General features: G+C 37.5%; 18 protein-coding genes. 10 read left to right on the forward strand and 8 right to left on the reverse strand.

Translation table 11 applies throughout. From position 1 onward, the window contains the following. Positions 1–407: 407 nt before the first annotated feature. From ACQKTA_RS08900 to ACQKTA_RS08920, 5 genes are all read left to right on the forward strand, one after another. Positions 408–2,519 (forward strand): glucosaminidase domain-containing protein, encoded by a 2,112-nt coding sequence (locus ACQKTA_RS08900; protein ID WP_427813483.1) that lies wholly within the window; start codon positions 408–410, stop codon positions 2,517–2,519. Between the two features lie 36 nt (positions 2,520–2,555). Further along, complete coding sequence (gene lepB / locus ACQKTA_RS08905; RefSeq protein WP_427813484.1) at positions 2,556–3,065, forward strand: signal peptidase I; 510 nt, start codon at positions 2,556–2,558, stop codon at positions 3,063–3,065. 34 nt (positions 3,066–3,099) lie between these two features. Continuing rightward, complete coding sequence (locus tag ACQKTA_RS08910; RefSeq protein ID WP_427813485.1) at positions 3,100–3,840, forward strand: hypothetical protein; 741 nt, start codon at positions 3,100–3,102, stop codon at positions 3,838–3,840. Between the two features lie 18 nt (positions 3,841–3,858). Then, positions 3,859–4,953 carry a hypothetical protein gene (locus ACQKTA_RS08915; RefSeq protein ID WP_427813486.1) on the forward strand — a complete coding sequence of 365 codons (1,095 nt, stop codon included), beginning with the start codon at positions 3,859–3,861 and terminating at the stop codon, positions 4,951–4,953. A gap of 171 nt (positions 4,954–5,124) precedes the next feature. Beyond that, the gene (locus tag ACQKTA_RS08920; RefSeq protein WP_427813487.1) at positions 5,125–5,550 is read left to right on the forward strand and encodes an effector binding domain-containing protein; all 426 of its coding nucleotides are present in this window, start codon (positions 5,125–5,127) and stop codon (positions 5,548–5,550) included. Positions 5,551–5,607: 57 nt separating this feature from the next. Here the strand turns inward: ACQKTA_RS08920 and ACQKTA_RS08925 are convergent, their stop codons facing one another. Then, complete coding sequence (locus ACQKTA_RS08925) at positions 5,608–6,762, reverse strand: cobalamin-independent methionine synthase II family protein (RefSeq protein WP_427813488.1); 1,155 nt, start codon at positions 6,760–6,762, stop codon at positions 5,608–5,610. A 116-nt stretch (positions 6,763–6,878) separates the two neighbouring features. Here ACQKTA_RS08925 and ACQKTA_RS08930 point away from each other — a divergent pair, with 116 nt between their 5' ends. Further along, positions 6,879–7,802, forward strand: coding sequence for a LysR family transcriptional regulator (locus tag ACQKTA_RS08930; protein ID WP_427813489.1), 924 nt, complete (start codon positions 6,879–6,881; stop codon positions 7,800–7,802). Positions 7,803–8,119: 317 nt separating this feature from the next. After that, positions 8,120–9,271, forward strand: coding sequence for a CapA family protein (locus ACQKTA_RS08935; RefSeq protein ID WP_427813490.1), 1,152 nt, complete (start codon positions 8,120–8,122; stop codon positions 9,269–9,271). Positions 9,272–9,340: 69 nt separating this feature from the next. Here ACQKTA_RS08935 and ACQKTA_RS08940 read toward each other — a convergent pair whose 3' ends face one another. The 5 genes from ACQKTA_RS08940 to ACQKTA_RS08960 all read right to left on the reverse strand — a co-directional run bounded on the left by ACQKTA_RS08940 (position 9,341) and on the right by ACQKTA_RS08960 (position 13,061). Then, positions 9,341–10,675: a glycosyltransferase family 2 protein gene (locus ACQKTA_RS08940; protein WP_427813491.1), complete on the reverse strand. Its 1,335-nt coding sequence runs from the start codon at positions 10,673–10,675 to the stop codon at positions 9,341–9,343. Then, the gene (locus ACQKTA_RS08945; RefSeq protein WP_427813492.1) at positions 10,672–10,866 is read right to left on the reverse strand and encodes a hypothetical protein; all 195 of its coding nucleotides are present in this window, start codon (positions 10,864–10,866) and stop codon (positions 10,672–10,674) included. Before ACQKTA_RS08945 ends, ACQKTA_RS08940 begins: the two co-directional genes overlap by 4 nt. A gap of 21 nt (positions 10,867–10,887) precedes the next feature. Next, entirely contained in the window at positions 10,888–11,181 is a 294-nt protein-coding gene (locus tag ACQKTA_RS08950; RefSeq protein ID WP_427813493.1) for a hypothetical protein, read from the reverse strand. Positions 11,182–11,559: 378 nt separating this feature from the next. Then, positions 11,560–12,585 carry an LLM class flavin-dependent oxidoreductase gene (locus ACQKTA_RS08955; RefSeq protein WP_427813494.1) on the reverse strand — a complete coding sequence of 342 codons (1,026 nt, stop codon included), beginning with the start codon at positions 12,583–12,585 and terminating at the stop codon, positions 11,560–11,562. A gap of 143 nt (positions 12,586–12,728) precedes the next feature. Next, entirely contained in the window at positions 12,729–13,061 is a 333-nt protein-coding gene (locus tag ACQKTA_RS08960) for a hypothetical protein (RefSeq protein ID WP_427813495.1), read from the reverse strand. Positions 13,062–13,498: 437 nt separating this feature from the next. On the opposite strand from ACQKTA_RS08960, the gene ACQKTA_RS08965 reads away from it, so the two are divergent. From ACQKTA_RS08965 to ACQKTA_RS08975, 3 genes are read left to right on the forward strand one after another with little or no spacing between them, the layout of a single operon-like run. Beyond that, positions 13,499–14,452 (forward strand): PLP-dependent cysteine synthase family protein, encoded by a 954-nt coding sequence (locus ACQKTA_RS08965; RefSeq protein ID WP_427813496.1) that lies wholly within the window; start codon positions 13,499–13,501, stop codon positions 14,450–14,452. 17 nt (positions 14,453–14,469) lie between these two features. Beyond that, the gene (locus ACQKTA_RS08970) at positions 14,470–15,129 is read left to right on the forward strand and encodes a class I SAM-dependent methyltransferase (protein ID WP_427813497.1); all 660 of its coding nucleotides are present in this window, start codon (positions 14,470–14,472) and stop codon (positions 15,127–15,129) included. Between the two features lies 1 nt (position 15,130). Continuing rightward, positions 15,131–15,592 carry an S-ribosylhomocysteine lyase gene (locus ACQKTA_RS08975; RefSeq protein ID WP_427813498.1) on the forward strand — a complete coding sequence of 154 codons (462 nt, stop codon included), beginning with the start codon at positions 15,131–15,133 and terminating at the stop codon, positions 15,590–15,592. A 60-nt stretch (positions 15,593–15,652) separates the two neighbouring features. Here ACQKTA_RS08975 and ACQKTA_RS08980 read toward each other — a convergent pair whose 3' ends face one another. Both ACQKTA_RS08980 and ACQKTA_RS08985 read right to left on the reverse strand, forming a co-directional pair. Beyond that, positions 15,653–15,964, reverse strand: coding sequence for a MazG-like protein (locus ACQKTA_RS08980; RefSeq protein ID WP_427813499.1), 312 nt, complete (start codon positions 15,962–15,964; stop codon positions 15,653–15,655). Between the two features lie 210 nt (positions 15,965–16,174). Continuing rightward, a complete protein-coding gene (locus tag ACQKTA_RS08985; RefSeq protein WP_427813500.1) occupies positions 16,175–17,332 on the reverse strand; it encodes a tyrosine-type recombinase/integrase in 1,158 nt (385 codons plus the stop codon). Positions 17,333–17,367 lie beyond the last annotated feature (35 nt).

Here is a 17,367-nt window from a genome sequence, read left to right on the forward strand (position 1 = left end):
TGCTGACGAGATATGTATTTTTTATTTCAAAAGGCAAATAAAAAAAACAAAAAAAGAATAAATTTGGTAATTCAAATGACGGTTGAACTGAATGATAGCTATTTGTAGTCAGAACAATTAATTGAGTAATTTTTTTATTTCTAATAGTTATGTATATCCAAAAAGTAAATTTAATCTTTCAAAAATGGCTGGGACTTTGGCTTTAAATGTAGGTAGAATGATAAATATATTAATGGGCGCAGTTTATCTGATGGAGAAAGTGATTTTTATACTTGGTTTATTTTTATGAATAATTATTGAAAAAAGACACAATTATAAAATAACGTAAAAATTATAGTTGGATGATAGAGATGATCTTTTAGGCAATCGTTTTTATCTAGTGTATAAGAATAGTGAGAGGGGTAGCGATGAAAAAAATTTTTATAGGGATATGCGGATTTGCAAGTTGTTGCTGGCTTATCGCGAGTTTGTCTAACGAAGCGGTCTTAAAAGCTGGGGAGCAAACCAACGATCCAGTTGGAGAAGTAACAGTTTCATCAGAAAGTAGCTTGACTGATTCCTCCACAGTCGTTCCATCCGAAACGATTGTTTGGATGGAAGAAAATGATAACCCAAATGAATCTTTAGCAGAACCTAGCAATCCAACGGAGTCTGCTGAAATCGAAGATTCTGGCATGACGAGTGAATCTGACCTATTACCAGAAGGCAGTACGTCAGATATAAGCCAAGAATCTACAGTTCCATCTTCGTCTAATGAGTTACCAACGAGTTCTAGTAGCCAAAGCAGCAATTCATCTGAAACGACCACTACTTCTATGAATCCTGGAGTAACTGAAAGTAGCCCCAGTTCTAGTAGTGAAAATAGACCAAATACCAGTACAACAAATAGTTCAGTGATCACTACACCGAGTACTGCACCTAGTATGAATCAGGAATCATCCCGAGAAAAAGAGTCAGAACCACCCAGTATAAATCCACCAACAGGAGCGAACTCAAACGTTCCAGCTTATCCAGCGCCAACAGTACAAGCAACCGAAGTCCTACGACAAGAAGTTCCTGCGGCTTTTGATACTACGAGCACATTGAAACTATCCGAGGAATTAAAAATCAGCGAAGTAGCACCATCTGATTTAAAGGGATATGAGTTACCACTACTTTCAAGTTTCAGCAATAAAAATCAAGCGGCACTTATTTATGCGGCTATCCAGCAATTAGGGGTTGAACAATCAAAAGACATGACGATCGAGCAGTTAATTACACAGTTGTATCGTGATCTGTTTGCTATTGAAATCATTGAGCAGGCTGAAAAAGCTGAAGAAATACCGAGCGGTAGTTTATTGTACAAACAAGAAAAAAGTGACGTGCTTTTGCAAGGGATTTATCTAGGTCAAAATTATTATCTAACACTGATAGAAAGTGAGGTCGAAGATGATACGGGAGCTTCGAGCAGCCAACAGCAATTATCAGTTGAATCGCTTGAATCAGGTAGCGATTATCTAGCTCAGCCTATTCCGACCAGTGAATTGACAGATTATGGCAAACAACTATTAGCGGAATATCCAGCATCGATCAACTTTACAGAAAATGAGGCAGCTAAAAAATTTATTGCTACGATCGCAATGGATGCTCAAAAATTAGGGCAAGAATATGATGTGTTTGCTTCGGTAATGATTGCTCAAGCCTTATTAGAAAGTGGTTCTGGAACAAGTAGCTTATCTTTAGCACCAAATTATAATTTGTTTGGGATAAAAGGCACTTATCAAGGGCAATCGGTCTCGATGTCTACTCAAGAAGATCGCGGAAATGGCGAACTTTATTCAATCCAGTCAGCTTTCCGTCGTTATCCTAATTATACGGCTTCATTAGGGGACTATGTTGAACTTCTACGGGGCGGAATCAGCGGCAACGCTAATTATTATGAAAATACTTGGCGTTCAGTAGCTAAAAATTATTTGAAAGTTACGCAAGCATTAACAGGAAGTTATGCAACTGACAGTTCTTACGGGAAAAAATTGAGTTCAATCATTGCATTGTATCATTTGACTCAATATGATCGACCAAAAGAAACACAATCGTCAGGTGTTTTTATTAAAGGGAAAGCAGAGATTCCATCAGAATATCGGACATTGATGCGCTACCCAGATTATAACGGTATCAATTACAATTCCTCAGGGTCGTATCCTATCGGACAATGCACATGGCATGCCTACAATCGAGTCAAACAATTAGGCAAAAGTGTGGATGACTATATGGGAAATGGTGGCGAGTGGGGAGTTAAAGGAAAACTTTTAGGTTATCAAACGAGCCAAGAACCGCAAGCCGGTTGGTTGATTTCATTTAATCCTGGTACGGCTGGTTCTGACCCGCGTTATGGGCATGTAGCCTTTGTTGAAGCCGTTCGGCCAGAAGGAATCTTAATCTCAGAAGGCAATGTATATGGCGGTACGATAATTTCTTATCGAGTAATCGCTTCTGATTTAGCTCGCTCGCATTTAGTTACGTATATCAAAGCGAAATAAAGGAGTTTCTTAGAAATGGCTGTCACGAGCAAAAAGATGAATCAAAAAAAAGCTAGTTACTTACTCGTGATCCTATTCATGTTAGTCGTATTCATAATCACGTTGTTTATAAGTAGGCAAATGAATAAGCAGTATAGCATCCATTCGATTTCAGGTGAATCGATGATTCCTACCTTAATGGATGGCGAAAAAGTTTTGATTAAAAAATGTGTGTCAGTTAAACGTTACGATATGATCGCTTTTTCGTTGGCTAAGGAAAAAGGACTTTTTGTTAAACGGGTGATCGGATTGCCTGGCGATGCGATGATTATCCAAAATAATCGTTTGATATTGAACTTGGGAGAACCGGCTGATTTTGAAACGGTCAGCGAATTTCAATTAACGCCAACGATTGCTGCAGAATTTCAACCACTGAATCAAATTCCTGAAGATGTTTATTTTGTAGTCGGAGATCATTTAGCTGTCTCTAAAGATAGTAGAGCGTTTGGGTTCGTCCAGAAGAAAGCTATCAAAGGGAAAGTTCAGGCACATTTCGCTAAATTTTAAAATCTTCCATTCATAGTAAAGGAGCGAAAAATAGTTGACACTTACAAACGTTATCAGTGTAGCCTTGATTTGTTTCGTTCTTTTTATCGGAGCCTCTCGAATCCTAGTCTTGATCAAATTGAAAAAAATTTCAGCAGCTGCAGTATCTTCGCCTACTTTTCAGCGAAAATTAGATTATGTCAAACACAGACAACAAAAAAGACATGTTTCAGCATTATTACTGATTAGTATTTGTTTAGCTCTAGGAATGATAGTTGCTACGTATAATTTATTTCAGCTGCAAGTTCAATTGAATGATCTAACAAAGCAGATAAAAAGCACACAAAAAAATTTATCATTGGTAAAAAAAGAGCAACAAAAAATCAGCTATAAGTTTCCAATCAAAAACTATCCAGAATCAGGTGTCGGATTGGCTAAATATGATTGGAACGGCTTATTTTCTGCCGATAATCGGCAGCAGCAGTACACTACAGAACACGAAATTTCTAATTCATTGAGTGCGTATTTTGGCTTACCAACTACGTTGATCGTACTAGATATTCCAACACAAACATTGAATATTGCATTAGCTGGTGAATGGGTCAACGCTGAAAATGAGCGGCAGATCAAATCAAATCTTTCAGCGTTCGCGAAAGAAGCAGAAGCGATTGCGCAATTAACGCAAATCACTTTTCAGTTGAACGTAAGTGATGGCAGTAAGCAAAGTCAAAAGTATCGTTGTTTATTTTCACGTGAAAATAGTGACGAACAATTTTTAATAGTCCAAGAAGAATAAAAGAAAGAAGGGAAAGAAATGGTCGCGCAACAAAAAAAGAATGGCTGGTTTTTTAATAAAAACATTATCGATGAAATCAATTCTATTCCAGAAGAGAAAGTAGGTGGCGATATAAACGTGAAGTCAGCACCAACATTAAAAATGGTCTCTGATAATACGGTTGGAGATTTATCCAATTTTTCCACAACAGAGCCGCTGCCGGAAGAGGTCAAGGAATTGAAACGTCTGATCTTTGAAAAAGAACAGACATTGCAAAAATACAAAAAAGAAATGGAAGAAAAACAAGACCGTTTAACCAAAGAAAATGAAAACTATCGCCAGTCTGTTTTACAAATCGGTGATGAGAAGGCAGAGCAACGGCGCAAGATCCAAGAGTTGGAAAATGAGGTTCAGCGTAGCCGTGAAGAGATTGACAAACTAAAAGAAGCACAAGAGTTGAATCAATTACGCCAACAGCTAAAACTAGTAGAAGAGGAAAATAAAAATTTGAAAGATTCTGTTGCACATTTAGCTACCGTAGAAGAAGAATTAGAAGCGATCCATGAACAACATCAAGCACTAGTAGCCCAGCAAAAAGCTGAAGAAATCCAACGCTTAGAAAAAGTTCGTCAATTAGAACGTCAAATCGCAGAGTTATTGGAAGAGTTAAATGAAAAAGATGAGCAATATACACAGTTAGATAAAGAAATCGTAGAAAAAGATCAAGCAATCGATAAAATGGCTGAAAAACAGGAAGCTAATGAATCACAAAAACAAATCTTACAAGAATTGAACCAACAAGTTTCGACACTATTGGCGGAAAATGAGCAACTGAAACAAGAAGCTATCGAAAATCAGCAAGAGATCGGTGAAGTATTGATTTCAGCGAGAAAACAAGCCAATCGAATGATTGAAAAATCAAAGGTTGATGCGTATCGAATCATCGAAGACGCAAAAAAAGAGTTGGTCTTAATCAATGAACAAGCAAAAGAAATTTCTGAAGAAGTCAACGAGTCTCGCAGTTCGATCTTGTCATTATTTGAAGAAATGCAGACGCGAACTGAAATGCTTTCAAAAACAAAAATGGCAACGACTGTATTTTCGACAGATAGTTCTGCTAATGACAGTCTGTAAGTGGACAGAGCATCCAAAATATTTGGATGCTTTTTTATTTTGCCTAAATAGATGAGCATTTTTTTGCAAGCGTTTTTATTGTGCTGTATCTATGAGGCGCTTATAGTAGTTATATGGAAATAAGCTACTCGTTTTCTTTGGATCAAGAATATCAGGAAGAAGGTGTTCGTTATGGTAAAGACAATTGAACGAGAATCAATGGTGATTCACGGCTGGATCACTACTTTGGATACATCAGACTCTGCTGAGGGACTGATAGGGATCAGTCAGCAAAAAATGCGGGAAAAAGAGGAATACGCCTCAAAAATAGAAGAAGATTTATTTGTTGTGAATGCATTGATCGATGGGGACCAATGTTATTTGATCGGAAATAAAGATTTGAATAAAACCCGTCCTTCAGAAATTTTATTGCCGGCTGGAACGTATGCATATTTTGATTTGGATTATCAGGATCAAGTAGAATTAGATCAGGAAATCAGCAACTGCTACGGTGAGTTGATGCAAGATGAGACCGTCAAGTTGTTGGGTAATTATAATTTAGAAGAATATACCGCAGTTGGAAAACTTACGCTCTATCTGCCAGTGCAAAAAAAATAGATTAAAAAAAGCTGCCAATCCGATCGGATTGACAGCTTTTTAAATAATAAGATTGTTTTAGTTGTTGCCAAAGAACTCTGCGGCAATTTCTTGCCCTTGATCAATTTTTTTCCATTGTTCATCCACGGTTAGATTATTTCCGCTATCGCAAGAAGCAAAACCGCATTGGTGAGATAAGAAAAGACGTTCTTTTGGAATGATCGTGCTAGCCTTTTCTAAGTAATGTAAGACTCGGTCAGCATCATCTAATGTATTGGTTTTACTTGATAATAATCCCAACACTACTTCTACTTGATCTTTTTCCGCTAAAACATTCAAAGCGGATAATTCACCGGCACGTTCATCATCCCATTCTAAGAAGAAGCGATCATAGTGTTGTTCGCCTAAGAATTTTTCAGCGATTGCTTGATAGGTTCCACCAGAAGCATGGCGTGATTCGTAATTTCCACGACAATTATGGGTCCAAATTTTCAATCCGATCTCATGACCAAAGTCGATGATTTCATTATTTACTGTCACAAATTCTTGTGCCAACCCAACAAGGTCAACATTTCCTTCTGCGAAAAAGCTGTCTTTATTGCTTGAATCAAATAGTTCCCACAAACAATCATCAAATTGCACGATTTCGCCGCCAGCAGCTTTGTATTCAGTCAAGAATTCTTTATACGCGTTGATCAAACCCGCTTTTAATTCTTCTTTTGTTTTGTAGACTTGATCTTCTCCATATAACCCGTTGAAGACAGAAAGTTCTGTAAAGGCATGAGCAACACTCCAAACAGTTGTTTTAACATCATTGCCTTGGTCTTGTGCTTTAACTTCTTTAAAAATATCGATGAAATGATGGTTTTTACCGGATAAAGGAGCAACGATCCGAATACCGATATCTTTACGGGTTTCAAAATGATCGCCATCAAAATCTTTGAAACTGTAACCGTGGTCAGCGATAAAACGCTCGATTCCTGCAAGTCCCCAAATAAAATCCAGATGCCACATTGATTTTGAAAACTCGCCATCTGTCAGCACATCGATTTTATGATCGATTTGATCTTGGATGATTTGTGCGATGGCTTTCGTTTCAACTTCTTGATACCCTTCAAAGTCCTTGTAGAAAGGATAAGTGATATCATCACGTTCTTGGATTTGATCTTTATAATCCAATAAATTTTGTGGACGTAATAGTGAACCGACTAACTGAAATTTTGATTTTGTCATTGAAGAATTCCCCCTACCAATTTTGTGCACTTATCGTATCAAAAATTGGGTATAATAAATAATACGTATTATCTTTAATTAACTATAGGTATTACCTATTAACAGGAGGGACTTTCTTGCGTATCCAACAATTGCAGTATTTAGAAAAAATTGCTGAGACTGGTTCAATGAATGAAGCAGCTAAACAATTATTTATTTCACAGCCTAGTTTGACACAAGCAATCAAAGAATTAGAAACAGAATATCAGATTCAACTTTTTTATCGTAGTAAAACCGGGATGACCTTGACGAATGAAGGGCGAGAATTTATTAACTATACTCGGGGGATTTTAGATCAAGTAAATCTATTGAATGCGAAGTTTAAAAACACAACGATCCGCAAACAGATTTTTAGTGTTTCCGCACAACATTATGCCTTTGTTGTTCATGCCTTCGTAGAATTAGTAAAAAAAGTCGGTGGAGAAGAGTATGATTTTACTTTGCGGGAGACTATCACTGAAAATGCGTTGAATGATGTCCAAACTTTCAAGAGTGAAGTCGGGATCATTTATTTGAATTCGTTCAACGAAATGGTTCTGAAACGCTTGATCAACGAAAAGGAATTAGAATTTACTCCGCTTTTTGAAGCGCAGCCGCATGTCTTTGTAGGGCGAAATAATCCATTGACTCAGAAGAAAAAAATTACTCTGGAGGATTTAACTGATTATACTTATTTGTCTTATGAACAGGGGGATACGAATTCTTTTTATTTTTCAGAAGAGATATTGAGTACGATGCATCATAAAAAACAGATCAAAATCAGTGATCGCGCCACGATCTTTAATTTAATGGTGGGACTAGACGGGTATACGATCAGTTCAGGAATCATCAGTAGTGAATTAAACGATGAAAAAATCGTAGCGATTCCACTAGCAGTCGATGATCGGATGACATTAGGTTATTTGAAGCAGAAAAAAATTGCCTTAAGTCCGGTGGGACAAGAATATATTGAATTATTAAAACAACATATCCGAAATTACGGATTTGAGATTTTTGAATAGAGCAACGAAACGTAGTTGCTTTTTCTGAAGTATATTTATGGAGTTTTTTAATAAGTTTAATCAATCAAGTCAAGAAAGCCTGTTTTCTTTAGCAACCAAGTTAAAACGATGGCCTAAGCAAAGTAAATAACTCTTTTCATCGAACACTTCTCAGTAGACGTCATGTTCTTTAAGCATCAAAAAAATGATCACAACAATCAATTACCAGGTCATTTTTAAGTTAACGCTTTCAATAACTCTTGCAATCTTTTTTAGAACATGTAACACTAGTTTTAAGGATGGAGTAAAAGAATAATGATCAGTTAAGGAGAAAAAAATTGAAAAAGTTAATAGGTATTGGTTTGATCGAGCTTTTTTTACTGACCGGCTGTGGGGGCCGAGGAACAATAAGCAGTGAAGAAAAACCGACGACTTCTACGGAAAGTCAAAAAAATACACACGTAAAAATCAAATTTTCTGCTGTTGGCGATAATTTGATTCATGATTATATCTATGATCACTTGAGGCGAGCGGATGGTAGCTATCGTTTTGATGAGCTCTATGAGCCGACGCGTTATCTAGATCAAGATCGTGATATTTCCTATATCAATTTAGAAACACTTTGTGCGGGGGAAGAATTAGGCTTGTCAGGTTATCCTTCGTTTAATGGACCAACTCAAGTATTGGATTCGTTACATCAAGCTGGTTTTAATTGGTTATCAGCAGCTAGTAACCACAGTTTTGACCGTGGTGAAGAAGGTATTATCAAACAATTAGATTATCTTGAAAAATATCCCAATATTGCTGTGACGGGGTCACAAAAATCGGCAGATACACCACGATTTAAAGTGAAAGAAATCGATGGGGTTAAAGTCGGATTGACGACATATACGTATGGATTAAATGGTTTGACTTTGCCCGAAGGAAAAGACTATTTAGTAAACCTGATCGATGAAGATCAAATCAAAAAGGATATGGATGTATTGAACCAAAATAGTGATATCCAAATTGTCAGCATGCATTGGGGTGAGGAGTACCAGTTCGTACCGAATGCAGAACAACTACGGATCGCACAGCTGCTAAGTGATTGTGGGGTAGATGTAATTGTCGGCGGCCATCCTCATGTGATCCAACCAATGGATTATTTAACAGGGAAATCTGGCAATCAAACATTAGTGATGTATTCACTGGGAAATTTTATTTCTTCTCAGGCCGAAAATGATCAAATGCTGGGTGGGATGGGACGTTGGACCCTTGATTATGATCAAAATAGCCAAGTTGTGACATTCGATCAAGTTGAGTTCTGGCCAACAGTTACCTACATTGGGGATAATTATCAAACATATAAAACCTATGCTTTAAAAGATTATACTAATGAACTTGGGGAGCAACACATGATCCATCTGAACCAAGGGCAAGATTTATCAAGAGATTATTTCATAGGGCGAACAAAACAAATTATGAATGATAAAGTACCTATCGTGTATTAAGGCTGATTATTAAAGCAATAAAAAGAAGCTAGAACAAAAGTAAGTGCAACTTTTGTTCTAGCTTCTTTTTTATTTTTGATTTGAATCGGAATTTGTGTTGATCATACCTTTTCGTTCAGGGCTTTTCCAAGTTCCTGATCCTAATCCGAGAATCGTTTTGACGGCGGGCACAAAAGTCGTAACGATGGTCAAGGCGTTCATGATCCAATAAAAAACCATATACAAAGGAGCGAAAAAGAGGTATTTGATTTTCCTGCCACGGTCATCTACGATCAGCGAAGCAATCAATTGGATCGTACCTGAGATCATTTCAAAACAAACAAATAGAAAGGCCATCGTTAGCATATGATAGATCCGCTCGCCGTTTCCAGTGATCAAAAATTGACCAAGTGTAAAGACGAAAATCACCGAAGAAATCCAAAAGAAAAAGGACCAGACAATACTAAAGGTTTGATCGACGAACATGACGGTATGCCCAATATTCCGAAACGGATGGAAAATAATTTTTTTGAAATTTGTCAGCCAAACTTCTGTTCCGCCTTTGGCCCAGCGTTTTCGTTGACGATAAAGCATATTCAAGGACTCAGGCACTTCCATGAAAAACATGATCTGTGGTGCAAAAAGCGAGAGCCAACCATCCATTCGATGATCCCAAGCAATACTGATATCTTCTGTTGCCCGATCTTGACGGAACAAGCCGACATCGATCAAAGCATCTTTTCGATAAATCGTATTGGCGCCACTATACGCATAGATACTACCAAGTACACCGATTTGTGTCCGTTTGATGATCCCAACGATACTAGAAAATTCCACTGTTTGCGATTTAGCAATGAGTTTTGAACGATTCAAGACATCCATGTTGGCTGTGATGGCCGATATATTCGTAGAATCCGAGCGTAAGAAGTAATTAACATAACGATTCAAACAATCTGGTTCTGGCACAGTATCGGCATCATTGCTTAAAATCAATTTACCTTTTGCAAAACCTAAGCCGATATTGAAGGCATGGGCTTTACCTTTGTTCTTTTCAATGCGCAATACACGCAGATTTTCGTATTTCTCTTGTAAATGAGCTAAGATTTCTGGGGTACTGTCAGTGGAACCGTCATCGGTAACTAGGACTTCATAATGAACATAATTAATTTTTGTCATCAGGTATTCGATCGTCGTTTCGATGACGATTTCTTCGTTATGAGCAGGCACCATGATCGTAATAAAGGGCTCGATTTCTTCGGGAATCTCATCCCAATCTTTTTGCCGATAGTTGAATAAAAAGGTGTAACACAATACACCAATAAACCAAGCAAAACCACCAATGATCGGATAAGTGATCAAAACTAAAAAGCCGATCGTTAGGATTACATCTACGATAGGAATTCCAGTATGAACTAAGGTGATCATAGCTTGACCCCGCCTTCTTTATACAAAGTACGAACGAAGTCAGTGTCTAAATTTTGTTCTTCTTTTACTGAATAGAAACGAACCTCTTTGCGAAATTCTTCTGGACCAAACCGTTGATTGTATTCATCATTCAATAATTTCCGCCGCTTTTCTAAACGTTCTTCATCGTATTGGACATTCTTTTGAAGCAATGTTTTAAACCGATGATTATTTCAAAAAGTCAATGATACATATAATATAACGAGGAAAACGAAAACAATAGCTAAAAAAATAAAAAGAAAGGGTAAAGTTTGCAGTTCTTCTTTGTAAACTAAAAAGTGCTCTCTCTTGGCAATATTAGGAAAGACGAAGGGAAGCGCGATCCAGAAAAAAGGCAACAACACCGCAGCCCATCCTAAAAAACCTACTACTGTTTGCCAAATTTTAGTTCCATAATTTCCCTTTTGATAGTAACTATCGTAGACTAAATCTTTTTGAGCCTCTTCTCGACTGAGTGTTCGCTTCACTTTTTTGCCTTCTTTCTGGTTTTTATTTTTAAAAAATGACTATTAACTTAGTTTAGTGTGTCATTAATATAATGAACATTCAAATAATAACTTCTTAATCTCTATCATCATTTTTATGTATATGTTATTTAAAATTCGCTATTATGCTAATTTCGCTCAGGTTAGCTCGGTCTTCTGTTAAGATTATGGTAGACTCTATTTATGAAGAAATTTTTAAAAAAATATATGTTTTATTAGAAGAAATATTATATTAGAAAACGTTATCTCTTGATTTTAATAATAACGAAAATATTGCTATTTTATCCAATGATTGGATCGGATAAAAAACCTAGAATCCTTTACCAGATTCTAGGTTTTTTGAAAGACTATTAAAAAAAATTAACGCCAGCCTAATTCTGGAGCAATCTCTTTAACGATCGTTTCTAGCATATGGACGTTGTAATCGACCCCTAATGTGTTGGGAATCGTCAATAGAACCGTGTCTGCTTCTTTGATTGCTTCATCTTCTGCTAACTCTTTGACTAGTTTATCTGGCTCACCCACAAAGGTTTTACCAAAAATCGTCGGGTCTTGGTGATAGGCTAGGTAACCGACTTGATCTTGTTTTGTTTCGGCACCTTGATGGCCAAAAATTTGCCGATCAAAATCGGTAGTGATCGGTTGAATTGAACGAGTTACCAATGTGCGAGGTTCAAAATCATGTCCGGCTTCTTTCCAGGCTTCCTTATAGGCGCGTAGTTGTTTAGCTTGTTGAACATGGAAAGGTTCATTGGATTCATAGGTCACTAATGTAGATGATTGAAGATTCATCCCTTGTTGTGCCGCCCAAATCGCTGTTTGTTGTGAACCAGCGCCCCACCAAATACGTTGCCGTAAACCAGCAGAAAAAGGTTCTAAACGTAATTTTCCTGGTTTTTGTGGAAACATCGGTTGAGGATTTGGTTCAGCAAATGGATTGCCTTCAATCAAAGCTAAAAATTCTAAGGTTCGATCACGAGCAATTTCTTTGATCTCATCTTCACTGTAGTCATAGCCAAAGTATTTCCAGCCATCCATTACTTGTTCAGGTGAACCACGACCTACACCTAGTTGCACACGTCCTTGAGTGATGATATCAGTCAATCCGGCATTTTCTGCCATCATATAGGGATTTTCGTAACGCATATCGATAACGCCAGTACCGACTTCGATCTTCTTTGTTTTTGCGCCGATCGCGGCTAATAAAGGAAAAGGTGAGCCACTTTGATCCGCAAAATGATGGACACGATAATAAGCGCCATCAATACCGATTTTTTCAGCTTCTACTGCTAAATCAATCGCTTGTAGATACGCATCGCTTGCTGTTTTGACCAATGATCCTTGATCCATCCAATGGCCAAAACTTAAAAAACCAAGATTCTTCATGTAGAAGATCCTCCTTGAAAGTTTTTACTTACTTTTAATAAGTTTAAATGATTGTACTAGATTTATTTAAAAAAGGCGAAGAATTGAGCTTAAAAAGGTGGCTAAGACAAAAATAGAAATTATTTTTGTCTTAGCCACTTTGCTTAATGAGTATTTACGATTTTTTGGATCTTTTCAGCTAAACGACGAATCAAATTCGGTGCGCTGGTACGAAAATCTTCAATAAATGAATCAGAAAGACTGTCGATCGTACCGACTTCATTATCCATGATATCAAAAAAGGCGAGGGTAGTATCCTCTGTTTTCCAACTAGCTTTCCAATAAGGTCCTTCCAGATAACCATCCAATATTTGCTGACTATTGTCTCGGACAGCTTGTCGAATGATTTCTTCTTCAGTGATCGGGGTACCTTTTTCTTTGAAATACGTTAATTTTTCTGCCACTTCATACATATTTTCAGGAACTAATGAATACATGTTACAGGACTTCCTTTCTTGAATTATCACCAGGGATAATTCACTTTTGTTATACAAAATTTTAGCAAAGAAAGCAATAAAAATTTCTCATAAGCCTTCTCTTTTTACACCAAATGAGAGACGGACAAAGAGTGTTTTCATTGACAGATAATTTTAGCTGTGTTAATTTTCTTGCAATACGAAAACGTTTTAGAATCGATTGGGAGGAAATAGAAATGACAATCAGCAATCATAATGTAACTGAATCTTGCTGTTGTTGTGTGGTGCGTAAAGCAGTACACCCTTTTGTCATGCCTATTAACTGCCCAACATTCAGTCGTTTTTAGAACTAGAGAAAAAGATCAATTTCTAGTTTCAGTTTAACGAAGTGTTCAGGTGCTGATTAATAGTCAGCACCTTTTTTGTTTTGCTAAAAAAATTAATTGGAGGAGTTCATTATGATTATAGATTCGATCCAATCAGCGATTGGCCAAACACCTTTATTACGTTTCACAGCGAAAGATTTTGAGGAGATTCCTGAAGGTTCAGCGATTTATGCGAAATTAGAATATTTGAATCCCGGTGGCAGCATCAAGGATCGCCTAGGTGATTATTTGATCAAAGAAGGCTTAGTAAGTGGAAAAATAAAACACACGACGACGATTATTGAACCGACCGCTGGAAATACGGGGATCGGAGTCGCTCTAGCCGCAGTTGATGCCGGTCTTCCGACGATTTTCGTCGTACCAGAAAAATTTAGTTTAGAAAAACAGGCCTTGATGCGGGCCTTAGGAGCGACGATTGTTCATACACCGACGGAAGAGGGCATCACTGGTGCAATAAAAAAAGCTAAGGACATCCATATGGAGTTGGCCGACAGCTATTTGCCGTTACAATTTGAAAACCCAGCGAATCCGGAGGCATACTACCGAACGCTAGGGCCTGAATTAACAACAGATCTTGGTGAAAAAATCAGCAGCTTTGTAGCTGGCATCGGCAGTGGCGGGACATTTAGTGGAGTCGCTCGTTACTTATTAGAAAAAAATCCAGCCATTCGATTGATTGGTGTAGAACCAGAAGGCTCGATTCTTAATGGAGGGGAAAGCCATGGGCATGAAATTGAAGGTATCGGAGTGGAATTTATTCCCGAATTTTTGACTGATCTACCGATTACTCAGTATGCGACGATCAGTGATCAAGCAGGATTTACGATGACACGGCGTTTGGCAAAAGAAAAAGGACTCTTAATCGGTAGTTCTTCTGGGGCAGCGATGGTAGCGGCTTTAACAGAAGTTCGTCAGTTACCACGAGGCAGCCAAGTTGTTACGATTTTTCCTGATGCAGGGGATCGCTATCTATCAAAAGATATTTATACACGCGAAGACTATATGACCGCACAGCCAGTAAAATAAGAAAGCGAGGATATTTGATGGGATTAGAATTTATGCCGATTTTTGAAGAATGGGCGTCAGATTATGACAATGAAGTAAATGGAGGCAATCCGGAATACCAAGAAGTCTTTGCGGGCTATTGGCGGATTCTCGAGGAAATCACTACATTATCTGGTGAAATTGTGTTAGAGTTTGGTAGTGGAACAGGCAATCTCACGGAGAAATTACTTGCTGCAGGTAAGACTGTTTATCCGGTGGAACCATCACAAGAAATGCTGAACATTGCGCAACAAAAATCCGCGCTTAAAGACGTTACTTTTTTAGCTGGCGACATGGAAGATTTTCCAGTGCTTCCGGAAAAAATCGATACGATCGTTTCGAATCTCGTTTTTCATCATTTGACAGCTAGTGAAAAAGAACAGGCGATCCGACGGTATAATCAATTGTTGCCGCTTGGCGGTAAGATTATTTTTGGTGATACGATGTTTTTATCGGAAAAGGATTATAAAGAGATCGTGGCAGCTGAAAAAGCGCATAGCCGAACCGAGTTAGCGGCCGACCTTGAGCGTGAGTATTATCCACTCATCCCTGAGTTAGAAGCCTATTTTAGCACTAGCGGCTTTCAAACAAGCTTTCGTCAAATGAATCGCTTTGTTTGGTTAGTCGTTGCAGAAAAATCAACGGAGGTAGAGAAATAAAATGAGAATGAACGTAGAAAGTTTCAATTTGGACCATACGAAAGTAGAAGCACCATATATCCGTGTAGCTGATAAAAAAATCGGCGCAAATGGTGACTTGATCGTAAAATACGATGTTCGTTTCAAACAACCAAATAAAGAACATATGGAAATGGCATCATTGCATTCATTAGAACATTTAACAGCTGAATTGATCCGTAATCATGCGGACTATATCGTCGATTGGTCACCAATGGGTTGCCAAACAGGTTTTTATTTAACAGTTCTAAATCATGACAACATCGATGAAGTGATGGATGTTTTAGAATTAACCATGAAAGATGTTCTGACAGCGACTGAAGTACCTGCCAGCAATCCTGTTCAATGTGGATGGGCAGCGAGCCATACTTTAGAAGGCGCGCAAGAATTAGCACAAGAATTTTTAGCTAAACGTGCTGAATGGGGCAACGTTTATCCAGCCTAAGCAAACCAAAAGCCGATACTCTAAGTGAGTATCGGCTTTTTATTTGCGCTAAACCTGATGTTATAAACCTAATTGTTCTTCTTTGTCCATCAAAAATTTCGCTAACTCTGCTTCGATATCTACCTCTAAGCGATTAGAAAGTTCCATCAACCACCAGATATTCTCAGCTAATTTTTGTTCCAAAGTATAAGGTGTCTCATCGTAATAACGATCTAGTTTTGTCATCGTTAGCCGATTCAAGTTTCCGATATCATTCGAAAGAGCCAGCAGATCTTCTTCAATTGACCATTTACTTTGATGATGCTTTACTTCTAACTCATGATAACGCGAACGAATCGCATTGCTGCGTTCAGCCAGTTCTTTGATGTCCATAAAATCAACTCCTTAAAATATTCTAATACCTAGCAGTATATCTAAGTAAAGAAAAAAAGCCAGTCAATATTGACTGGCTTTAAAGTATACTATTCCCACTCAACTGTTGCGAATACTTATAAATACACATTTAAACAGCTCTGTATCAAGCTTTGTAGCTCTTTTTATGATAGCTTATTTTGAAATTAATGCCATCATTAATGCCATATGCTAAAAATTAACGTATCTTTGGAACTTTTCACCACTTGTCTGTTTCATTTTTTTAGTGAAGTGGGAGTAGACGGACAGAGTGGTCGAAACGTCATCATGCCCCATTCTGTATTGAACGCTCTTAAGGTCAAGTCCAGCTTCAAACATCAGAGTACAAGAAGAATGTCTAAGTGAGTGAACTGTGACAGGTTTCAAATTATGATCCTTACATATTTTTGCAACTGCCTTATTAATTTGTGAGCCATGAAAGTAGTCATAAGGTTTCTTACCAATCATTCTATTAAATAGTAAATTGTTCTTATTTCCATCGGTTCCTTTTCCCGTTTTTAGCAACTGCTTTGCTTGATAATGTTTCCAGTCTTTGAGAATAGTCAGTGTAATATTATCTAAATCAAAAGAGCGTGTGCCTGCTTTAGTTTTAGGTGTCGAAACCTGATATTCTCCATCTAAGTAGTAAACAGTTTTATTGATACTGATTTCTTTATTTTTAAAATCAATATCATTCCAAGTTAAAGCCAAGCATTCTCCTTTACGAATTGAAGTGAAAGCAAGTAGTCGGAGAATCGTATACATTCTAATGTCACAATCCTCCTTAGCAAATTGGAAGAAAGCTTTCAGTTCTTCAACTTCAAAGAACCGTCCAGTTTTTACCTCGTTCTTTACTTGTAAACGTGGTAATATAGTCCGTTCCATAGGGTTAAATTCAATTATTCCTAAACGAATAGCGTGATTCATAACCATATTGAAGTAAGAACGAACGCTTTTAAATGAACGGTATTCTTTAGACCACTGATTTAGAATTTTTTGACAGTAAAACGTATTTATTTTAGTTAGTTTCATTTTACCGAAATAAGGCAATATTCTTACTTTAAAAATAGTGTCTATGGCCGATTGTGTACTCTTTTTGATGGATAGGGCATGACTTTCATTCCAAAGTTCAAACATTTCTTTATAGGTATAATCTTTTTTATTGAAATTGGTTAGTTGCTTTTCAGCTCCTAACTTGATACGAGCTAATTCTAAGCTAGCCTCTTTACGGGTCTTAAAACCTTGTTTAGAGGTCTTTTTTGGCTTTTCAGTTATTGGATCTATACCAAGATACGCTTGAAATTTATAGCGCCGTTCTCCTTGTTTATTTGTATATGCTTTAATTGTCATTTTTAACCTCCTGTACTGCTGGGGGCAAGTGGGAG

It is taken from the genome of Enterococcus sp. 22-H-5-01, from assembly GCF_050310005.1.
GTDB lineage: Bacteria > Bacillota > Bacilli > Lactobacillales > Enterococcaceae > Enterococcus_A > Enterococcus_A hailinensis.